The sequence below is a fragment of the Streptomyces sp. NBC_01549 genome, from assembly GCF_026339955.1.
GTDB lineage: Bacteria > Actinomycetota > Actinomycetes > Streptomycetales > Streptomycetaceae > Streptomyces.
The window spans coordinates 783,541-805,133 of record NZ_JAPEPW010000004.1; the positions used below are offsets into that span (position 1 = coordinate 783,541).

Sequence of the window (21,593 nt, forward strand, 5' to 3'; positions counted from 1 at the left end):
CTGCCTTGTCCGTGGGTCGTACTGCCCGTCGTGAGGTCCACAGGCCCCAGGACATCGGGGAGGTCTTTCATACGGTGACCTCCAGGCGCAGTCCGTCGAGGTGGAGGCGGCCGCGCACGGTGTCGACGGTGGTGGAGCCCTCGGCGGGGGTGAGGGTGAGTCGTACCCCGTGGGCGGATCCGGAGGCGGCGGTGACCAGGCGGCTGGCGGGGACACGGGCGGCGAGCGCCACGTCCAGCAGGGCGAGCAGGGCCCGCGTTTCGGGCTCGTCGAGCGTCCGACCGTAGACGCCGTCCGACGCGAGGGCGTTCGCGGCACTGCGGCCCTCGGCCTGCTCCTTCAGCTGCTGGGCGCGGAGCCGGGCCCGCTGGGCGTCGTTGCGTTCGATGCGGCCGGGGCCGTGCAGGGCGGGGGTGCGGCCGGACTGGACCAGGGTGCGGGCCAGCTCGACCGGTTCGGCCTCCCACCAGGACGTACGCCCAGGGATCTGCTCGGGATCGGCGTACGGGACGGCGATGTGGCGGGGCGCGCCGAGTCCGAAGACCGCCTGGAACAGGGCGTGCGCGTCCTCGTCACTCTCACAGGAGGTGAACCACTGGGCGAGGTGGCGCAGTTGGCTCTCCCGGCTCACCCCGCCCCGGCGCGCCTCGGTGACTCGGCGCAGCAGGGCGAGGACGGAGCGGATCGCGGTGACGGTGGCGTCCTGCAGCCGCTCGGTCTCGCTGTGCTCGCGCTCCGCGAACCAGTGGACGATGCCTTCCCACCGGTGCCGCCAGTCCGCCAGGCGCTCGGCGGGGCTGCGGAAGAGCCGCTCGTCGGCCTCGGCCGCGTACTCGATCATGCGGTCCACACCGGTGGCCGCGGCCTTCTCGACTGCCTCGGCGAGCAGCGGGGCATAGCGCCCGAGTTCGGCGGTGAACTCCCGCATGTGGGCGAGGAGCGTGTCCTTGTGGGCGAGGAACACCTCGGGCCGGGTGTCGTTGGTGCGCGCCAGGTCGCCCAGCATGAGATAGAAACGGGCGGCGCGCTGCGCCATCTCGTTCAGCACGGAGTCGAGACGGCCGAGCTTGCGGTACACCTCCTCCCCGTCGCCCGCGGCGTTGGCCTCGGCCAGCGCGCGCAGGTCGCCGAGGATGTCGGGGAAGACGAGGCGGGAGAGCTGGGCGTCCTCCAGGCGCGCGCCGAGTACGTCCTCCACAGCCCGGTACGCGCGATATCCGGCCTGGGTGAACTGGTACACGTAGTGGCGGTTGCGGTACTCGGCCAGGTTCGCGGCGCGCGTCCCGTCGTACGACCGGTCCAGGACCTGCCACTCCGCGAGCGCGTCGAGCAACGGCTGAACACCGGCCAACCCGCCGACGGCGCCCGCGGCGGGATGGTCGACTGCGAGCCGCTCAAGCAGTCCCACCGCATCCGAAGCGTGCAGCAGCACCTGGTAGTTGGCGCGTCCGCGGTCGAAGGAGCGCAGCAACCACAGGTATTCGTGGCGCTTCTCGGCGGCGGCGAAGTGGAAAAGCCGCAGCCGATCGTCGAGGGAGAACGCGTCGATGCCGAACGCGCCCTCGTCAACGGGCTCCGGGACGTCGGGCTCGTCACTCACGGATCTGGCGGCTTCCCTTGCTTCGGCTGCTGCACGTCCGGCTGGACACCACCGGATCCCAACCATTCTGCCGCACCCCGACCGGTGCCGGTAAGACGCCCTCCGACCCCACCCCACCTGTGGTAGCCTGCCGGGTTCTCACCTCTTCGCGTCGCGGCGGCCGCTCGCGCGGCGTTGTCACATTGTTGGGTACGTGACTGCCTGATGGTGCGTCGGGGCGCGGTGGGCCCTCGGTCCGGCCCTGTGGTCAAGTCGTGGTGGGCAGGTTGGCAGCGCCGGTGATCTGGTCCCAGATGGCGAAGCGGATGGTCATCTCGGCGCGGTGGTCGAAGGCTGTCATCAGGTGGCGGTGGGGTCGGAAGTGGGGTGAGATGCCGCTGAACGCGGACAGGAACCGCTGGGCCACGCCGACGCTGCGGAAAGCCCTTCATCGCGCGTTCACGCTGCCTGGTGGGCTGGTGGCTGTTCTCGGCCCGGTTGTTCAGTCCCTTGTGCGAGCGGTGCTCCACAGAGGGCATGACCTCGCGGTGGGCCGCGCCGTAGGAGCGGAGCTTGTCCGTGACGACTACTCTCGGCACCGCACGCGTCTTCTTCATCAGCCTGCGGACGAAACGCCTGGCGGCGGCCTTGTCCCGCCGGTTCTGCACCAGGATGTCGAGCACGTTGCCGTCCTGGTCGACAGCCCGCCACAGGTACTTCCGCTCCCGGTTGACTTTGATGAAGACCTCGTCCAAGTGCCATTTGTCCCCGGGTCGGGGTCGGCGGCGGCGCAGTCCGTTCGCGTAGGCCTGGCTGCGCGTCCCCAAGGCGCGCTCGGTCGAGTTGTTGTTGGACAAGCCTTACGGCGGGGCTGCGTGTCACCGACCTCACTGTCGAGGGCGGCACCGATGCCCGAGACCTGGGCGTCACCACGAACGCCTCCATACCCCAGAGCTGGCCGTCCACCGCTCAGTTCACCAAGGGGGGTGACTCCCTGCCGGGCCTTGACCCCGGGCCTTGCCCACAAGGCACCAGTCGGTGGATCGAGGCTAAACCAGCGTGGGGCACGGGGTCTTGCGACCACTGGTAGCAAGACCCCGCTTGGCAGAGGCCGTCAGAGGCGTGGTCGTGCTATGCCAGCGGCCGCAGTCCCAGGCGGCGGGCTGTGGACGACCATGCCGAGGCCGGTGTCGTCCGACAGGGCCGGGCCGTCGTCTTGTGGCCGAGCTTCCGCCTGGGCGTGCTGACTGCCGGCGTCGCGGTCACAGAGATCAGGCCACCGTGAATCCGTCGAACGTGGCGATGCCCCGTGCGCCGTTCCAGCCGTTGGCCGCGGTCATGAAGACCCCGACGTCCTGTGCGGCGGCCGCGCCTCCCGGCGTGGCCGTGCCCACCGTCGTCCAGGTGACGCCGTCCGTGCTGGCCTCCCCGGTGTACGAGGCGCCGGACCGGGTCAGCCGCAGCCGCACCGGCGCGGTGAAGGAGCCCGACAGCGCGATCGAGTCGAAACGGCCGTCACCGTCGGCGTCCCAGCTCAGCGCGCAGCCGTTGGACGGCGTGACCGCCAGGTTCACATAGCCCGCGCTCCCCTGAGTGTCCAGGTCGTTGCGGACGACGAGGCCCGCCCGTGCCCAGCCCCCGGTCGCGTCCTGGGACGTGACCGTGACCTCGGCCACGGTTCCGTCGTCGTACGCGCCCGCCCGGTACACCGCCCCGAACTCGTTGGTGCCGCCCCACAGGTCGGCCCCGGCGCCCTCGACGGCGATCTCGTTGCCGGCCTGGCCGAACACGGCGTCGTTGTAGGAGACCGTGCGGTACGGGTCGCTGACCCCGGCCGCGGCCACCAGCCGTACCGGCGTGACCGCCTTCCCGCCGCCCGCGTACGCCGCCGCTGCGACGACCTGGCCGACCAGTTCCGTCGGCTCACCTGCCAGAGAGACCTCGAAGCGAGCGGCGAACGTTTCGCCGGACGCCACCGCCGTCGTGCGCACCAGGTCGAGCGGCTTCACCGCCATGCCCTCGGGGGCGGTGACGGAGAGGGTCACGCCGCGTGCCGCCGCGAACCCGTTCCTGTTGGTGAAGGTGACCGTCACCGTCGCGGGCGTGTCCTCGGCCACCGCTCCCCGGTCGGTTTCCGCGGTGAGGGCCGCCTGATGGGCAGTGGCAGCGAGCAGGTCGCGCACGCGGCGGGCCAGGGCGTACGGGGAGCCGTGGGGCTCGCTCGGGTGCGTCTCGTGCGCGTTCGCCCAGCGGTCCTCCAGGGCGAACCAGTCGATCGTCGCCGGGTCCTTTCCAGTGGCGAGCGTGTCGAAGTACGTCTTCCAGCGGGTGCGGTACAGGCCGCCGACCAGCCCGGCCCACTCCCGGTTCGCGTAGTCGTGCAGGCCCTCGTCGCTGCTGGCGCGGCCACCCCAGGTGGTGAGGAGGGAGCGGGCGTCGTATTCCAGGCGGTCCTTCTCGGTCCGGTCGGCGCCCCAGGCGCGCGCGTCGGCGAGCCACCGCCCGAGCAGGTGCGGGCCGGAGGCCGCCAGCAGGTCGTCGAGGAGGTTCATCCAGTCAAGCCAGGTCTCGGTCAGCTTGCCGAACAGGGCTTTCTCCCCGGCCTCGTACGCGCCCTTGATCTGCGGCAGCAGGATACGGCTGCGGTTGGACAGGACCTGCCGCGCCACGTCGACGACGTCGTACCGGTAGGCCGAGCTGTCCGTCAACTCCGCGCGTATGGCGAGGAGTTCGGTGAGTGCCGCGTCGAAGGCCGTGGTGTCGTAGCGATCCTTCTCCGGGCCCCAGGCGGCGGCTTTGTTCGCCGTCAGGCTCGGACGGGCGCCGAACAGGCCGTCGGGTGCCTCGCTCCAGGAGTCCGCGCGGGACATGTTGTACGCGGTGTCGCGGATCGTCTGCCAGGCCGCGGCGGCGTGCCGGTCGGGGCCGCCGTAGCGGGAGAGGGCGTACGCGGCGAACCAGTCGTCCAGGTCGACGGTGCCGGGCGTCCAGGCCAGGTCGGTGAGGAGGGCGAGGGCGGGTGCGTTGTTGTCGGCGGCCTCCGGCATCGCCGCGATACCGGCGAGTGAACTGCCCTCCCTGTCACGCCACTTCGGGTACTGCTCCACCCAGTCCGGGGCGTTGGCGCCGATCGGGGTGTGGCCGCCGAAGTTCCAGATGCTGCCGAAGGCGTACGGGGTGCCGCCCCAGTCGCTCTCCCGGTCGGTGACGGTGGTGTAGCGGTCCGACAGACCGTCCACGATCAGCATCCGGCTTTTGTCGACGCCGTCGAGCAGCGCCTTGGACGGGTTGGTCTGCCAGCCGAGGATCGCCCAGACGGCCCCCGGGTGGGCCTTCTGCAGCGCCGCCTCGACGGCCTTAGCGGCCTCGCCCACCGGCACGTCACCGGGGTTGCCGCCCTCGTGCAGCAGGTCCATCTTGTACATCGTGCTCGCGCCGAACCGCTCCGTCTGGGCCCGGTAGAAAGCGGCGGCCACGTCGTCGAAGGCCGTGGTGCGCGGGTCGAGCCAGTCGGGGCGTTTGAAGGCGCCCCAGGTGCCCTGCGCCACCACCGCCGCGTCCCCGCCGTGCTGCGCCACGAAGTCGTCCGGGACGGTGCCGTAGTAGCCAGGCAGGACCGGCGTCATGCCCAGGTCACGTATCCGGTCGACGATCTTCTCGGCGAGCGCGGCACGTCTCTCGATGAGCTGCCGGGAGACCGGTCCGCCGAAGCCCGACATGTTCTGCAGCAGCCACCAGGGCTGGTGGGCGGGGGTCGGGATCCAGGCGCGCAGCGCGGCGTCGGAGTAGCCGAAGCGGCGGAAGGTGTCGTAGTACACCGCGTCGCCGCCGATGTAGACGAGGACCCGGTTGACTCCGTGCACGGCCAGCACATCCAGCTCGTGCTGCCAGGCGTCCCAGTTGCGGTAGGCGCCGGTGTAGCCCTCGTTGGTGTCGTTGAAGGCGAAGCGGTGCGGCACGTTGGCCGTTCCCGTGATCTCCTCGGCGGGCGCGGGGAGGGTGCGCGGCAGGTTCAGCTGCTCGCCGGTCCAGGAGACGGAGGCGTGCGCGGTGCGCCGCAAGTAGGTGTGGAGGCCTGCGAGCAGCACGGCGGGGCTGGTGCCCTCCACCGTGATGTGCCCGGCCCGGCCGGTGACCCGGAAGCGGTCGGTGTCGTCGTCGACGGCCCGCAGGGTGATCTGCCGGTGGTGGTCGGGAAGCAGACGCTTCAGCGCGGCTGCGGCGGGGGCGGTGTCGAACAGGGCGCCGACGGCCGCGTGGGCGCCCTGCGGGCGGGCCAGCAGCGCGGCGCCGCCCAGCGCGACCGCACCCGTGAGGATCCGTCTGCGGGTGACACCTGTGATGCCGAGGTCGCCTCGGTTGTCGTGCATGAACGTCCTTCCGGCAGAGCTCAGTTGATCGTCATGGCAAAGATGTGCAGGGCGGGTACGCCCGACTGGAGGCCGTCGCTGACGTGGGGCAGGACCAGAGAGCGCAGTTCCTTGCCGGGCGTCAGGTCGACGCCGAAGGTGAACAGGCTGACGGGGGTGTCGTCCCGGCCGGTGGTGATGTGGCGGTAGGGCAGCACCACCGCGGCGGAGGGGTTCGTCCCGTACCAGTCGGGGACGGCGATGGAGAACGCCTGTTCGGTGCCGTCGGCGTAGACGACCTTGCCGTCGCCCCTGCCCTCGCCCCAGGTGCTGGTGCCGAGGAAGGCCAGCCGGGAGCCGGAGCCGGACAGCAGCACGCTCTGGCCGGCGGAGACGACGTTGTCCCTGTTTCCGGGCCGGGTGTCCGGCCAGGTGAAGGTCACCCCGCCGTACGTGACAGTGGCGCCCGGGGTCAGTCCCGCCGACGCCAGTGCCTCGGCGGACAGACTGGAGTTCGATCCGTCGATGTTGGCGACGGTGAGGGCGGCGTCGGAGGCGATCCCCGCGTTGTCGAAGGCCCCGGGCAGTGAGCGGTACGGCAGCAGGATCGAGGAGGTGGCGCGGGTGCAGTCGGAGCCGTGGCGGTGCACGTCGAAGAGGGCGTGCGCGGTGAACACGATCCGGCCCTCGGCGTCGTCGGCGAGCCGGGTCCGCCAGGCGCGGGTCACCGACCGTCCGGGCGCGAGGCTGCCCAGGCTGTCCGGTTCCTCGGTGTCGTCGACGGCGAGATGGAGCACGGTGCCGCGCAGCGTGATCCTGGTGGTGTTGGTGAGGGTGGCCGTCAGGGTCACGGCCTTGCCCGGCTCGGGTGTGGGCGGGGTGACGGTGAGCGAGACGGGCGGCGGGAGGAAGTCCTCCTCGGGGCGGTAGGCGTTCACGACTCCTCCACGGTCAAGTGGTCGAACACGGCCCGGACCGTCGTGCCGGGGTAGTTGAGGTTCACGGCGCTCGCCACCACGCCGACGTCCAGGGCGCCGTTCGCGGAGCGCACGGTCGCGCTGGCGATCTCGGTCCAGGCGAGGCCGTTGGTGGTGGAGTACGCGGTGTAGGTGGTGCCGGAGCGGACCAGGCGCAGCCAGGCCGGGTGGGTGGAAGCTCCGCCGCCGGCCCAGGTGTCGAGGTGTCCGTCGCCATCACTGTCGGTCATGAACTCCACGCCGTACGACTTCGACATGGTGAGCACCGCGTAGCCGCCGTTCTCCGGGGCGGTCAGGTCGTTCGCGACGGCGATCCCGTACTTGGCGGTGGGATTGTCGCTCCCGGTGAGGCTGACCGTCTTGACCTGCGCCACGCTCGATGCGGCGGCGGAGCCGGGAAGGAGGATGCCGCCCTTCTCGTCACGGCCGCCGGACAGGTCACCGCCGCCCGCCCAGATCACCAGCTGGCTGCCGTACTGGCCGAACTGGGCGTCGTCGGTGGTGGCGAACGTCTTGTACGGGTCCCGCACCCCGTTCGGCTCGTAGGGCACGCTGACGGTCTTCGCGGCCCGCGCGCAGTCGGCGCTGCGCCCGTCCACGTCGAAGAGGACGTGCGCGGTGAACGCGACGTCCCCGGCGACGTCGGCCGGCATCGACGTGCGCCAGCTGCGGGTGACCTTCGCGCCGCGGCGCAGATCACCGAGCGGGATGGTGCGTGCGGCGATCGTCGCTCCCGGGTCCACCAGGTACAGGACGGCGCCGCGCAGCGGGAACGGGCAGTCGTTGACGAGGACGGCGGTGGCGGTGACGGCGTCGCCGCCGGCCGGTTCGGCGGGTTCGGTGGTGACGGTGAGGGTGGGGCAGAGGGTGTCCGTACGGGTGCTCACGCTGTTCACCGTCGCTCCCAGTCGATGGTGAAGGCGTTGGCGAGTTCGCTGGGCAGCGTCTGCGGGACGCTGATGTGGACCTTGCCGTCGGAACGAGTCCATTTCAGCGGCTTGTTGTGGCCGAGCAGCCGGATCCGCGAGGTTGCGGAGAGGGGTATGTCCGCGGGCACGGAGAGGGTGCCGCTGGGGGCGCCCAGCACGATGATGTTGAACTTGCCCGGGGTGACGGTGTACCGGATGCCGAGGGCGCTGCCCTCTTCCTCGGCCCGCACCCACGGCGTCGAGCCGTAGATCGCGGGCCCGTTGACGTCCAGCCAGGCGCCGATGTCCCGCAGCCGCCGCTGCATGACGTCCGGGATGGTGCCGTCCGGCTTCGGCCCGATGTTCAGCAGCAGGTTGCCGTTCTTGCTGGTGACGTCGGCAAGCAGATGGACGAGGAACTCGGAGGTCTTGTAGTCCTCCTCGACCTCGAACTTGTTGTAGCCCCAGGAGTAGCCCATCGTGATGCAGCACTCCCACTTCTGCGGGTCCATGGTCGGGTTGGTGCGCTGCTCGTAGGTGGCGAAGTCGTAGTGCGTGTCGAAACGGTCGTTGACCACGACACCCTTGGGCGTCCTGCGGTCCTTGGCCCGGTTGTAGAAGCGGGCCAGCGCCTCTTCGCTGCGCCACGGCGGTTCGCCTGTCGGCCGGAACCACTGGCCGTCCGCCCACAGCAGGTCCGGGTCGTACCGGTCGATGATCTCGTACAGCTGCTTCAGCTCGTAGTCCCCGACGTAGTCGTCGACCGGTTTGTAGCCGAGCATCGGGACTTCCTGGCCGGTGTAGAAGTTCTTCATGGGCCGGCCGATCGCGGGATTGAAGAACTCGCCGAGCGAGTAGTAGAGGCCGGGCCGCACGGTGCCGCGCCTGCGGGCGGCCGTCATCAGCTCGCCGACCAGGTCGCGCTTCGGGCCGTACTTCCCGGCATGACGGTCCGTCACCTTGCTCGGCCACAGGGCGAATCCGTCGTGGTGCTTGCTGGTCAGCGTGAAGTACTCGGCACCCGCCTGCTCGAACAGCCGCACCCAGGCATCCGGGTCGTAGTTCTCGGCCGTGAACTGCGGGATGAAGTCGTCATAGAGGAAGTCCTGGCCGTAGGTGTCGCGGTGGTACTTCCAGGTGGGATCGGTGTCGAAGCTCTGGTACCAGAGGTACCACTCGGCGGCCATCTGCCGGGCGGAGCCGGCGGGGACCGAGTAGACGCCCCAGTGGACGAAGATGCCGAACTTGGCGTCCTTGTACCAGCGCGGTACGGGGTGGGTGTCGAGGGATTCCTTTGTGGGCTTGTAGTCGGGGATGCCGCCGCTGATCGCGTGGGCGGCACCGGGTGGGGCCAGGAGCACTGCTGAGCCCAGAGCAGTGGCCGTGGTCAGGAAGCGTCTACGGCTGACGTTCACGGGAGGCCTCTCAGTCGGTGGTCGAGAAGGAGTCGAAGACGGCTGTGGTGGTCTGGCCGGGGTAGTCGAGGTTGACGGCGCTCGCGACCATCCCGGCGTCGAGGCCGCCGCCGGCGGACGGCACGGTCGCGGTCCCGATCTGCTGCCAGGCGGTGCCGTCGGTACTGGCGTACGCGGTGTAGGCGGTGCCGTCGCGGGTGAGTCTGAGCCAGGCCGGGTGGTAGGAGGAGCCGCCGCCCGCCCAGGTGTCGAGCCGGCCGTCGCCGTCGCTGTCGGTCATGAACTCCACGCCGTAGTTCTTGGACATGGTCAGCACCGCGTAGCCGCCGTTCTCCGGGGCGGTCAGGTCGTTCGCGACGGCGATCCCGGCCTTGGCGGAGGGTCCGCTGCCGGTCTGGGAGACGACGCGTGCGGTGACGGCGCCGGAGGCGGGTACGGCGTCCGGCACATGGACGGCGGCCTTCTCGTCCTTCCAGCCGGACAGGTCCTCGCCGCCCGCCCAGATCGCGAACTGGGCGTCGTTCTGGGCGTATTGGGCGTCGTCGGTGGTGGCGAACATCCGGTACGGGGGCTGGACCGTGGACGGGACGGGGGTGACGTCGGCATCCACGCTGTCGCTGTCGTGGCGCGTCCGGCCGCCCTGCCGGTAGGAGGTGCGTACGCCGACGTCGTACGCCTCCCATGCCGCGCCGACAGACGGGGTGACGCGCCAGGTGACGGTGGAACTCCCGCCGGGGGCAAGGGAGTCGGTGCCCGTCCCGCCCTCCGCTTCGGCCCTCCAGCCGTCCGGCAGGCGCAGGGCGCTGCTGACCCGGGTGACCGCCGTGGGACCGGTGTTGGTGACCGTCGCGGTGATCTCCGTGGCGCGGCCGGTCCGGAGGCTCGGGCGGTACGGGGTGAGCCGGACGCGTGCCGACGGGCAGGCGCGGGCCACCCCGAGACCGGCGAGGTCGACCGCGTCGGCGAACGCCTTCATCCCGGTGTCGTTGGGATGCAGATGGTCACCGGAGTCGAACGCGGCGGCGTAGCGGGTGGGGTCGTCCGGATCGCGTACGGCCCTGTCGAAGTCGGCGTAGCCGTCGAAGGTGCCATCGGAGTCGCGTACGAACGTGTTGACCTGCTGCCGGTCGGCCTCCTTGGCCTCGGTCCACCAGTCGCCCCAGCCCCGGTACGGGACCACGGTCGCGCCGATCACCCGCAGCCCGCGGGCGTGCGCCCGGTGTGCGATCTCCCGCATGCCGTCGATCACCTGGGCGCCGGTGGCGCCGCCCCAGCTGAGGTCGTTGACGCCCTCGAAGAGGATCACCGTCCGGGCGCCCGGCTGGGACAGCACATCGCGCTCCAGCCGCTCCAGCGCCGAGGGATTGCCGTCGGTCCCGGCCGTGATGCGGTTCCCGCTGATGCCCTCGTTCAGCACTCCGGCGGTGGAGGCACAGGCCGACAGCCGGGCCGCCAGATAGTCGGGCCAACGCCGGTTGGCCTCCGAGGTGGAGGCGGCGCCGTCGGTGATGGAGTCGCCGAGCGCGACCACGGAGCCCCGCGCCGGACCGCCCCGCACATCGACGCCGGTGAGGAACGGGAAGGTGGAGTCGGTCTTGGTGAACGCGGCCCCTCCGGGGTCCCCGGCGTGGTCGCCGCCGCCGTCGGGCGTCCAGTAGACGGTCTGCAGCCCCATCCAGTGCTGGCTGACGTGGGTGAGCCGGCCGGGGAAGTACAGGCTGACCACCAGGTCGCTGCGGGCCGCGACGGGAATCCGCACCGCGTCGCTCGCCGCCCGTCCCCCGGCCGGGATCGTCACGTCCCCCTTCCCGCCGAATCTCAGATCGCGCGGGCCGGACACGGACGAGCCGCTCGCGCGCCGCCCCACGGTCGCGTGCCCGATCGTCACCGGCTGGTCGGTGAACTCGTTGGTAAGGCGGATCCGTACGCTCGTCCCGCCCGCGCTGACGTGCACCGGTATCCGCACGGTCACCTCGGAGGTGCCCGGGTCGTACGAGGCGTGCTGCGCGGTCGCCCAAGTCCCTGTCCAGTCCTGCTGCTGGGCCCCGGCTTCGGCCGGAGTCACCGGAAGCAGGGCCGCCAGGACGGCCGCCACGGCGGCCGCCAGGGCGGCGAATCTTCGGTGTCTACGCGGGTGTCCCCGCAGGGGTCCAAGTGGTCCGAGCACGGGTCCTCCTCAGGAGCAGCTGCGGCCGAGGCCGAGCGTGGTCAGGCCGATGGAGTCGGCGAAAGCCTTCATCCCGGCGTCATTGGGATGCAGATGGTCACCGGAGTCGTACGCCGCGCCCAGCCGGCGCGGATCCGCCGGGGGGTGTCGGAGCGTTCGGGCTTTCCGACCAGCGCGATGTGGTCGCGGTACACCGCTTCGGGCGTGTCCTCGACGAACACCGTGGAGGCGGCGGGCCGGTCTCCGGTGACGGTGAACTCGCCGAGTTCGTTGCCGCCGGAGTTGATCCGCACGTCCATCGGGTCGTCGGTGTTCGCCCACAGCCCGGTGGCCCTGGAGGTGTACCAGAAGGGGGGGAGACCACCTGGTAGGACGCTGGGCTGAACCCGGTGTCCACCAGTTGTCGGGAGTCCAGCGGCCACGGCTGGACGGTCTGGTCGCTGTTCTCGCCGTGGCCGTACCAGTGCCCGGCGCTGCTGAGGGCGTACGCCGTGCTGAGCGCGTCGGCCCGGGTGCCGGACAGGGACCAGGTCATGTCGTACCGGTCGGAGCGCAAAGTGATCCGCAGATCGACGGTGACGCCCGGCGGGTCGGTGGCGGCGGTGACGCGCACGGTGTCGCCGTCTCGAGTGCTGCCGGTGACCTCCCGGACGACGTGCCAGTCGGCGCCGATCCGGAACCGGAACGCCCCGGGCGCGGTGGCCAGGACGGTCCGGCCCGCCCGTACCGTGGTGAGGGCCAGCCGGTCGGTCGCAAGGCGCAGTTCGTAGCGTGGCGTCACGAAGGTGGTCGGCCCGGGTTCGGCGGCGGTCGCCGGGGCTGCCGTGCCGAGCAGCGGGGCGGCCAGGAGCAGCGCCGCCGAGCCGTGTCGGATGGTTCGTCTCAGCAGGGGCATCAGACACCGCCCTCACAGGTCAGCTTGGCGTCGGCCCAGTCGGCGTGGTCGAGGGCGTTGCCGTCCCCGGCGTCCGATACGACGAGTTCGAGCCGGCGCGCGCCCGCCACGTCGACGTCGATCTTCTTCGTCGCGGTGTCCCGGTCGACGGTGCCGCTCTCGTAGACGGGGGTTCCGTCGGCGAGGACGGTGTAGGCGACGGTGGCCGGGCCGTCGGACCGGCCGTAGGTCTCCTGATCGAGGCCGAGCGCGGCGTGGAAGGTGGTGCAGGTGCCGCCGAGCCACACTTGCACGCTGCTGGCGGCGTGGGTGCCGAGGCCCTTGTCGTAGACGGTGTCGTGGAGAGTGAGCGGCAGGCCGTCGCCCTCGGCGTTCTCGCCGACGGACTGATCGCGTTCGACCGGCCCCCAGCCGTTGCTGCTGGACTGGAACGGCAGATCGCTGACGTAGTGTTCGCCGGTCGCGAGCGGCGGTGGCTGCGCGGCCACCACCTGTTCCCCGGTCACCGAACCGGGCTTGCCGGCGCGGGTGAAGTCGGCGGTGACGCGGAGAATCGCGACAGTGCCGGTCTTCTGGTCGGCGGGCACGGTGACGGTCCACCGGGCTTTCGCCGAGGCACCGGGTTTGAGGGTGCCGAGCCGCACCGGGTCGGCCGGGGTCGCGGTCCAGCCGTCGGGCAGCTTCGGGCTCAGGGTGAGGTCGCGGAGCGCCGTGCCGTCGTCCGGTACGGCAGCGGTCGTCGTGACCTGGTAGCTGTTGCCCGGCTCGACGGTGTCGGGGGCGACGACGCTCACCCGCGCCGCGGTGGCCGGGTCGGCGTAGGTGGCGGCGTCGTAGGCCGGGGCGGCCACATCGGCGACCCGCAGCGAGGAGGTGACATTGCCGAGCGTGGTGAGACCCACCTTCCCGAGGCCACCGCTCTTCGCGTCCTCGCTCCACGAGGCGATGGCGATGGTGTTCTTGCCGTCGGTGCGCAGAATGCCGTTCGGGATGGGGAACGTGTGCTGCGGACCGGTGTCGTTGACGTAGTTGCCCATCAGCCAGCCGTTGACATAGATGAGGGCGCGGTAGTTCCGGTCGGGGTCGTCGGTGATGGTGACGCCGACGGAGACGTCCTGGCCCTTGGGCAGCCGGGGGTTGAAGGTGGTGCGGTACCAGGCGATGCCGGGGGTGGTGTCACTGGCCGGCAGCGTGGCGTCGTCCCAGGTGCGGTCCGGGTAGCCGGGCAGGGTCCAGCCCGAACGCTCCCCGTACAGACCGCCGTTGTTCATGTGTCCGCGTACGGTGTCGACGGGCTGCTCACCGCCCCGGGCACCCTGGATGCGCCAGGTGATCTGCGCGTCGGAGCCTGCGAGATACGCCGTGGTCAGGCCGCGCGGCTGCTTGTGGTCGTCGCTGTTCCAGGTGAAGTCCTCGTTGTGGCCCATGTTGCCGACCAGGACGGAGATCACGTTCTCCTTGCCCTTGCGCAGCAACCCGGCGGCGAGGGGGAAGGTCTGGCGGCCGGTCTTGCTCGTGCCGGCGAACTTCCCGTTGATCCACACCGAGTACGCGCCCACCGCGGCCGAGCCGGTGTCCGGGTTGGTGGCGGAGGCGGTCAGGGAGAGGGACTTCTCGGTGCCGGTGGCCTTGAAGCGGCCGCGGTACCAGACATAGCCGTAGTGATAGCCGTACTCGTCCTGGTAGAGCACCGGTAGAGTCCCGGGCTTGGTCGGGTTGTCGGTGGTCAGCTTGTCGGCGTACGTCCAGGACGAGTCGTCGAAGTCCGGGTCGGCCTCCGGGGTTTCGGCAGACGTCTTCCAGCCGGTCAGCGCGGGGAGCTTGACGTCCTTCGGGCCGGGCACGATGCCCAGCAGGCTGCCGAAGGAGGTCGGCTTCACCTTGAGGGGTTCGCCGTTCCAGGTGACCTTCCGTACGCCGGGCGGTGCGAAGACCTCCAGAGGGCCCGCCTTCTTCGCATCGCCGGTGAGGGCGAGCGTCGTCCCCCGGCCGGTGACGGACGCCGTACGGACCAGTTCGGTGCCGCGTTCCAGCACGGGACCAGCCGCCGTGTCCTGCCGCCAGAAGCCGGCGGCCTCGGCGTCGGTGCCGATGAGCAGCAGCAGATCGGGGCGGCCGCCGCCCTGGACGAGGACCCGGGTGAGGCCGGAGTGGGTGTAGTCCAGCTTCAGGTCGCCGCGCTCGGCGTCCCAGGTGGCGTCCGCTTTGCCGTCCAGCACCGTGACCTTGGGCTCGGAGGAGTAGCGGAGCATCGTCTGTCCCTGGTCGCCCTCGCCGCCGTACAGCACGGCCTGGGTGCGTTCACCGGTCCGCGCGCTGGTCAGCAGCTCGCTGGTGGAGTAGACGAGCCGCTGGCCGCCGCCGAGGTCATGGCCGGCGACGAGGATCTTGCCGGTCTTGCCGTTGAGCCGGACGGTGACCGGATACGTGCCGTCCGGCGTCTTCCAGTCGAAGGTGGTGGTGGCGTCGGCGTCGGCCATCGGGTCGTCGTGCCGGAGGTAGAGGAACTGGGTGTCGGTGTCCGGGTTGGCGCGGGCCTCGATGTGCACGGCGTCGTTGGACGAGGAGGGGGCGTCGGCCGGATCGGTGGCGGTGAGCGGTCCTGTGGTGGTGTAGAAGAGGCCCTGCCGCTTCAGCTCGTCGTAGTCGGCGCCGGTCTGGCGCGGCTCGCTGATCGGGGCGCCGTAGTCGTACGAGGTGTAGACCTGGCGCGGGTCGGCGAGCCACCCCCAGTTGGTGCCGCCGTAGGTCATGTAGAGGTTTTCGATGGTCGTGCCCTGCATGACCTCGTGCTTGTTGACGATCTTCTGGTAGGCGGGGCCCATCTTCTGCCGGCACTCGTCGTAGCCGGTGTCGCCCCAGGTCTGGAACCAGCCGGTGCCCGCCTCGAAGACCGCCAGCGGCTTCGTCTCGTCCTGGCGCGCGAGTGCGGGCAGCCACCACTCGCCCTTGCAGAAGGAGTTGTACTGGTCCAGCTCGCCGACGAAGTCCAGGCCCTCGCCGCCCGCGTACCGCGGCATCGGCTCGTTGCCGACCAGGGGCACGGTGATGCCGTCGGCTCGTACCTGCTTGGAGAGATCGACGATGTAGTCGCGGCCTTCGGGGTCGTACAACTCGTTCTCGACCTGGTAGAGCAGCACCGGTCCGGTGCCGTCGGTGACCTGGCGGCGGGCGAGGATCTTGTCGATCTCCTTGAGCCACTCGCGGGCGGCGTCGAGGTATTCGGGGTCGGTGGAGCGGGCCTGTCCCTTCTGCGTCATCAGCCAGCCGGGGAAGCCACCGCCGTCTGTCTCGGCGTTGATGTACGGGCCCGGCCGGGCGATGACATAGAGCCCGGCCTCCTCGGCCATGTCGAGCAGCTTGTCGACGTCACGGATCCCGGTGAAGTCGTAACGGCCTTTCGCCGGAGAGTGGTAGCCCCAGTCGAAGTAGATCGAGACGGCGTTCATGCCGCTCGCCTTGATCTTCTGGAGTACGTCGCGCCACAGGTCGGGGCTGGGGAGCCGCCAGTAGTGGAACTCCCCGGACCAGACGAAGAGCCGCTCGCCGTCGACCTTGACGGAGTACCTGTCGTAACTGACCGTGTGCGGCGTGGGCTTGGCGGCTGCGGCGGTCCGGACCGTGGCGTGGGCGGGTACTGCCACGGTCAGGATCGCGAGCAGTACGGCGGCCAACGCCGCGGCCAGTGGGGTACGCAGTTGTGGGACTCGGGCGAGGTTCACGAGGTGCCTCCCGCGCAGGTCAGCTTGGCGTCGGCCCAGTCGGCGTGGTCCGTGGAGACATCGCCGTCCCCGTCGACCAGCAGGTCGAGCCAGCGGGCGTCGGTCACGTCCACGCCGATGTCGGTGCCGCCGTCGGAGCCGCGCACCACCGGGGTTGTGACGAGGGAGCGGCCGTCGGCGATCACTTGGAAGGAGACGCTGCCGCTGTCACCGACCTCGTCGTCCACCCCGGCGGTAGCGGTGAAGCGGGTGCAACCGCCGCCGAGATAGACCCGGATCTGGCTGTTCGCGTGCACGCCGAGGCCCTTGGCGTAGAAAGTGCCGCCGATGCTCAGGGGGCGTCCGTCACCGGCTGCGGACTCCCCGTTGGAGGCGTCCTTCTCCACCGGACCCCAGCCGCTGACCGCCTTGACGAGGGTCAGGTCGCTGACGTAGCCGTCGGAGGACAGCCCCGGCGGCGGCACCTGTACGGCCCGTACACCCGTGACGGTGCCCGGACGGCCGGGCTGGGTGAGCTTGGCGGTCGCGGACAGGACGGCGTAGTGGACCGGGTCGCCGGGCGGGGTGACCGTGTAGTCGGCGGTCACCGTGTCGCCGGGCCGGACCCGGTCGAAACGGGTGGTGTCGTCGGTGGTCGCGGTCCAGCCGTCCGGGACCTTCAGCGCCAGCTCGACGTTCCGGGCGGTGGGCGCGTCCTTCGGCACGCCGACGGTGACGGGGACCTTGGCGGCGGTGCCGGTGCTCAGGAACGGATCGGCGTCGACGGTGACACGGGCGCCGGAGTCCGGCATGGCGTACGTCTTGGCGTCGTACGAGGGCGCGGCCACCGTACCGACCTTGATCCCGCCCGCCGAGGCGCCGAGGTCGACGAGCCTCGCCGAACCCGGGCCCGCACCGGCCTCGGTGGACCACACGGCCAGGGCGATGGTGTTGCTGCCCTGCTCGCGCAGGATGCCCTTGGGGATGACGAACCGTGTCTGGGGTCCGGTGTCCGGCAAATAGCGGCCGATCAGCCAGCCGTTGACGAAGATCTGGGCGCGGTAGCCGGTGCTGCCGCCGTCGGCTTCGGCGAGATCGAGTGCGATCGCGTTGTCCTGGCCCTGCGGCAGGTCGAGCCGGGCGGAGGTGCGGTACCAGCGCACGCCTGGCCCGGTCTTCCCGGAGAGGGTGGTGCTCTTCCAGCCGCCGTCGGGGTATCCCGGCAGCGACCAGCCGGCCCGCTCCCCGTACAGCCCGCCGTTGTTGTACGGGCCCCGCGCGGTGTCGACCGGGTCGTCACCTCCACGGCTGCCCTGGATCTTCCAGGTGAAGGTTGAGGCCCCGCCGATCACCTCGGCGCCGAGCAGACCGCGCGGCTCCTTGGAGTAGTCGTGGCCCCATTCCTCGTTGTGGCCCGCGTTCTCCACGAGGACGGAGAGGACGTTGTCCCCGCTGCCCTTCAGCGTGTCCGCCGGGATGTCGAAGGTGTGCGCGCCGTTGCCGGAGCTGCCGAGGTAGCGGCCATTGAGCCAGACCGCGTACTGGCCGGTCGGACCGGTCTTGGTGTCGAGTGCGAGCGCGGTCGCGGCACCGGTGGTCCTGAACCGGCCGCGATACCAGACGTTGCCGTGGTGGTAGCCGTACTCGTCCATCGCGAGGACCGGCAGCGACCCGGCCAGCGCCGGGTTGTTGGCGGTGAGGTGGTCGGCGGTGGTCCAGGCGGAGTCGTCGAAGCCCGGGGCGGCCTCCGGTGCCTCCTCCTTGTACTTCCATGTCGTGAGCGCGGGCAGCTCGACCGGGCGCGGCGCCTGGGTGACGGCGACCTTGCGGCCGTTCCAGGTCACCTTCTTGGCGTCCGCGATGACCTCGATCTTTGCGGCCTTGGTGGAGTCTCCGGTCAACTTCAGGGTGCCACCCGCCTGTTCGGCGGTACGGACGAGGGACGGACCTCGTACGAGGACCGGGCCCGCGGCGGTGTCCTGTCGCCACCAGTGGGCGGTCTCGGAGGTGTCGGCGATCAGCAACTCCAGGCCGTTCACCAGCACGCGGGCCAGGCCCTCGTGCGTGTAGTTCAGGCGCAGGTCGCCGCGTTCGGCGTCCCAGGTGGTGGTGACATCGCCGTCGAGGGCGGTCACCTTGGGCCGCTCGGCGTACCGCAGCACGGTCTCGCCGGCCTCGCCCTCACGCCCGTACAGCAGCGCCACGTCCCGGTCGCCGATCCGGGCGTGCGTCATGATCTCCGAAGTGGAGTAGACGAGCCGCTGGCCGCCCAGGTCGTAGCCCGCGACGAGGAGTTTGGCGTCCCGGCCGTCGACGGTGATCTCGCCCTGCTGCGGGACGCGCGGATAGTCGCCGTCCTTGCCCGAGAGGGACAGGGTGGTCTCGTCCTTGTCCCTCACGCGGGTGTCGGCGTGCCGGACGGTGAAGAACTGGGTGCCGTCGTCGGGGTTGACGCGCCGGTCGATGCGCAGGGCGTCGTCTGACGGGACGGGGGCCTCGGCCTTGTCCGTGCGCGCCAGCGAGGTCACCGAGTTGACCATGTACCCGAGACGCTTGAACTCCTGGTACTTGCCCGTGAGTTGACGGGACTCGTTGATCGGGGCCCCATAGTCGTACGACGTGTAGACCGCGTTGGGGTCGGCGAGCCAGCCCCAGTTGGTGCCGCCGTACGTCATGTAGAAGGACTGGCCGCTCACCCCCGCGGCGATGTTCATCTTGCTGAACACCCGGGTGAAGTCGGTGCCGGTGAGTTTCGCGCAGTCTCGGTATCCGGTGCCGCCCCAGGGGTCGAAGGCGCCGCCCTGTGCCTCCGGGATGATCAGAGGAGACTCGGGCTTCCACTCGTTGACGTACGAGTAGTCGGGCAGGTTCTTCCAGGTGTCGGGGTTCTTGCAGTCGAAGCCCTGCGGGTAGGCGTCGAAGCCGTAGATGTCCGGGGCGCCCTTGCCGCTGACCCAGTTTCTGTTGGCGCCGCCGTCGTTGACGAAGGTGGGCACATCGATGCCGTCTTCCTTCGCCCAGTCGATGAGGGTCTGCATGTAGTCGGCGTCGTGCCGACCGCCCTGGTACTCGTTCTCGACCTGGTAGAGGATCACCGACCCCGTGCCGCGGGTGAGTTGGTGGCGCGCGATGATCGGGTTGATCCGGCTCATCCACTCCCGGGCCGCCTTCATGTACTCCGGCTCGGAGGTGCGGTTCACGCCGGCCTGTGTCTTCCGCCAGGCCGGCATGCCGCCGCCGGAGACCTCCGCGTTGATGTACGGGCCCGGGCGGGCGATCACATACAGGCCCGCGCGCTCGGCCTCGTCGAGCAGCCGCTCCACATCGCGGATGCCGGTGAAGTCGTACGAGCCCGGCTTGGCCGAGTGGTAGCCCCAGTCGAAGTAGAGCGAGACCGCGTTGAATCCGGCCGCCTTGATCTTCTGCAGTACGTCGCGCCACGCGTCGGGGCTGGGCAGCCGGAAGTAGTGGAACTCGGCGGCCCAGAGGTACAGGGGCTTGCCGTCGACCCGCACGGAGTACTGGTCGTAGGTGACGGTGTGCTGCGCCTGGGCCTGTTGTCCCGCCTGGGCCGGTGTCGCGACACCTGTACTGGTCAGGGGCATGACAGTCAGTGCTCCGGCGAGCAGCAGAGATCTCCACTTGCCCCTCATGACGTCAGCTCCTTCACGATTGCCGCCCGCGCGGTCTCGATGTCGCTGACGTCCTTCGTCCGGCCGTCGAGGTTCCGGGTCGCGGTGGTGAGGGCCTCGGTCAGCGCGTCGCTGTCGGTGCCGCCGTCCTTCTTCCGCAGCTGGGCGATGAGCTCGTAGTCCTCGATGCCCTCCTTCAGCTGCTCCCAGCGGATGCTGGACATCGGCCCGTCCTTGCCCGGGTAGACCAGGTACTCGTCGCCCTGCGTGAAGATGTGCACCGGCTGCTTGAAGGGGTCGCTGGTCCAGCTGTTGTACGACCAGCGCAGGAAACCGTCCAGATTTCGCTGGGCGGAGATCCACGGCAGCATCCGCGACTCGACGGCGGGCGAGTACGACAGCGTGTTGGGGTGGGCCGGCGAGCCGTACACGTAGAAGGTTGTGATCTTGCCGGCCTTGCGCCGCTCCGCCACCTTCTCCTTCGTCATCGCGTCGATGCCGCCCCAGTCGACGGACAGGTTGGACGCCACGCCCTCGGTGCTGATCGAACCGGCCACGGAGATACGGTTGTCGAAGGCTGGCGCGACCTCGTGGACGAAGTCCTTGACGACCGTCATGGTGTCGATGGGCCGCTCGTCGAAGGACAGCCAGGTGTTGTCCAGCCAGCCCTTCGCCTTCAGATGCTTCTCGAAGGCGGGTAGGAACGCTCCCCACGCCTCCCGCCAGCGGTCCCCGCCCAGATCGACGTTCTCGTAGACGGTCTTGCCGGTACTGGTGTCGGTGTAGGTGAGGTGCTCCTGGTCCTGGAACGCCAGCATGGAGAAGGCGCCGATGTCGGGCCCGAGACCGGCGCGCCTGGCGGTCTGGACGTACTTGTCCCAGCGGCTGAAGTCGAAGGAGAACGTCTTTCCGTTCCAGGACCAGCCCACCATGCTGGTGTACGGCGTGGCGGTCTGTGACTCCCGCGTGCCGAGCGACCACTGGTGGTGCCAGGGGTTGTCGACGATGGTGGTATTGATGACCTTCTGGCCGCGCGAGGCCAGGTCGCGGTCGTACGTGTCGATCAGCTTCCAGTGCTCGTCGGACCAGAGCTTGACGCCGTGGTTCTTGGCGATCGTCTCCGGTTGTGCCCATACGTCGAGGAAGAAGTCGTAGTCCTTCGGGTCGGGCACGCTCGCGTCGGCGACCTCGATGGTCAGCGGGTACGTGGTCTGGGTGCGGCCGTCCGCTTTGACCTTGACCGTGCCGGTGTAGGTGCCGGGCTTGGCCGTCTTGGGGATGTGGAAGGTGAACCACAGCGGTTGTGCCGCGTACGCGGGCACGTCCACGGAGTCCCGTTCCTCGAGCGCGTCGCCGACCACATCGGGGTTGCGGTCGCCGGACACCTCCTTGCCCGAGCTGACCTGGTCGATGGTGGCGGACCAGTCGACCTCGCTCTTGGAGCGCTGTACGGGCACATACTTGACGAACCGGACCTCGGTGTCGTCACCGGACAGCCTCGCTCCGCCGGGCCCGGTGAGGTCGCCGACCACGGCCTTGACGTCGTCGAGGTTCTGGCCTGAGGCGATCGCCAGCTGCGCCGAGACCTGCTCGTTGCGGACGGCGGAGAGCTTGAGCTCCTTGGTGTCCTTGCCCTGGATGGCGGTCATCGGGTAGCGCGGGACCCGTTCCTCCGCGGAGCCGGCGAAGGAGCCGGTGGGAACCCAGGTGATGGTGTCCCTGGTGCCCATGGCGTCGGCGACCTTGACGGTCAGCCAGGTGGTGGTGGCCTTGGAATTGAGGTCGGTGCCGCTGGTCGTCGTACCGGTGACGGCGATCGCGGTGGTGCTCGCGGCCACGACCACGCCCGCGACGAAGCCGGCGACAGCTGAGGACGTACGTGCCATGGGGCTGGGTTCCCTCTCTCACGGGCGTGCAGGGAGTGGTCCCCGGCAGACCCCAGGGGTGGGGGTCTGCCGGGAAGCGGGGTG

The 21,593-nt window shown here is 70.2% G+C and carries 10 protein-coding genes and 1 pseudogene; all 11 read right to left on the reverse strand.

Features of this window, described 5'->3' with window-relative positions; all coding sequences use genetic code 11:
* Positions 1 to 67 precede the first annotated feature (67 nt).
* The 11 genes and pseudogenes from OG819_RS54560 to OG819_RS54610 all read right to left on the reverse strand — a co-directional run bounded on the left by OG819_RS54560 (position 68) and on the right by OG819_RS54610 (position 21,509).
* Positions 68 to 1,600, reverse strand: coding sequence for a TIGR02677 family protein (locus OG819_RS54560; protein ID WP_266635594.1), 1,533 nt, complete (start codon positions 1,598 to 1,600; stop codon positions 68 to 70).
* 247 nt (positions 1,601 to 1,847) lie between these two features.
* Positions 1,848 to 2,388: pseudogene (locus OG819_RS54565) on the reverse strand (IS6 family transposase); the annotation flags it as partial.
* Between the two features lie 462 nt (positions 2,389 to 2,850).
* Positions 2,851 to 5,949 carry an alpha-N-acetylglucosaminidase gene (locus tag OG819_RS54570; protein ID WP_266657365.1) on the reverse strand — a complete coding sequence of 1,033 codons (3,099 nt, stop codon included), beginning with the start codon at positions 5,947 to 5,949 and terminating at the stop codon, positions 2,851 to 2,853.
* Positions 5,950 to 5,969: 20 nt separating this feature from the next.
* On the reverse strand, positions 5,970 to 6,866 hold the full coding sequence (locus tag OG819_RS54575) for a beta-glucosidase (protein ID WP_266657367.1): 897 nt from the start codon (positions 6,864 to 6,866) through the stop codon (positions 5,970 to 5,972).
* Positions 6,863 to 7,792 (reverse strand): hypothetical protein, encoded by a 930-nt coding sequence (locus OG819_RS54580; protein ID WP_266657369.1) that lies wholly within the window; start codon positions 7,790 to 7,792, stop codon positions 6,863 to 6,865. Before OG819_RS54580 ends, OG819_RS54575 begins: the two co-directional genes overlap by 4 nt.
* 5 nt (positions 7,793 to 7,797) lie before the next feature.
* A complete protein-coding gene (locus tag OG819_RS54585; RefSeq protein ID WP_266657371.1) occupies positions 7,798 to 9,228 on the reverse strand; it encodes an alpha-L-fucosidase in 1,431 nt (476 codons plus the stop codon).
* A 10-nt stretch (positions 9,229 to 9,238) separates the two neighbouring features.
* The gene (locus OG819_RS54590; protein WP_266657373.1) at positions 9,239 to 11,395 is read right to left on the reverse strand and encodes a GDSL-type esterase/lipase family protein; all 2,157 of its coding nucleotides are present in this window, start codon (positions 11,393 to 11,395) and stop codon (positions 9,239 to 9,241) included.
* A gap of 97 nt (positions 11,396 to 11,492) precedes the next feature.
* Positions 11,493 to 12,290, reverse strand: coding sequence for a hypothetical protein (locus OG819_RS54595; RefSeq protein ID WP_266657488.1), 798 nt, complete (start codon positions 12,288 to 12,290; stop codon positions 11,493 to 11,495).
* The gene (locus tag OG819_RS54600; RefSeq protein ID WP_266657375.1) at positions 12,290 to 16,012 is read right to left on the reverse strand and encodes a beta-galactosidase; all 3,723 of its coding nucleotides are present in this window, start codon (positions 16,010 to 16,012) and stop codon (positions 12,290 to 12,292) included. Before OG819_RS54600 ends, OG819_RS54595 begins: the two co-directional genes overlap by 1 nt.
* The gene (locus tag OG819_RS54605) at positions 16,009 to 19,644 is read right to left on the reverse strand and encodes a beta-galactosidase (protein ID WP_266657377.1); all 3,636 of its coding nucleotides are present in this window, start codon (positions 19,642 to 19,644) and stop codon (positions 16,009 to 16,011) included. The genes OG819_RS54600 and OG819_RS54605 overlap by 4 nt, the downstream gene beginning before the upstream one ends.
* Positions 19,641 to 21,509, reverse strand: coding sequence for a glycoside hydrolase domain-containing protein (locus OG819_RS54610; protein WP_266635580.1), 1,869 nt, complete (start codon positions 21,507 to 21,509; stop codon positions 19,641 to 19,643). The genes OG819_RS54605 and OG819_RS54610 overlap by 4 nt, the downstream gene beginning before the upstream one ends.
* Positions 21,510 to 21,593 lie beyond the last annotated feature (84 nt).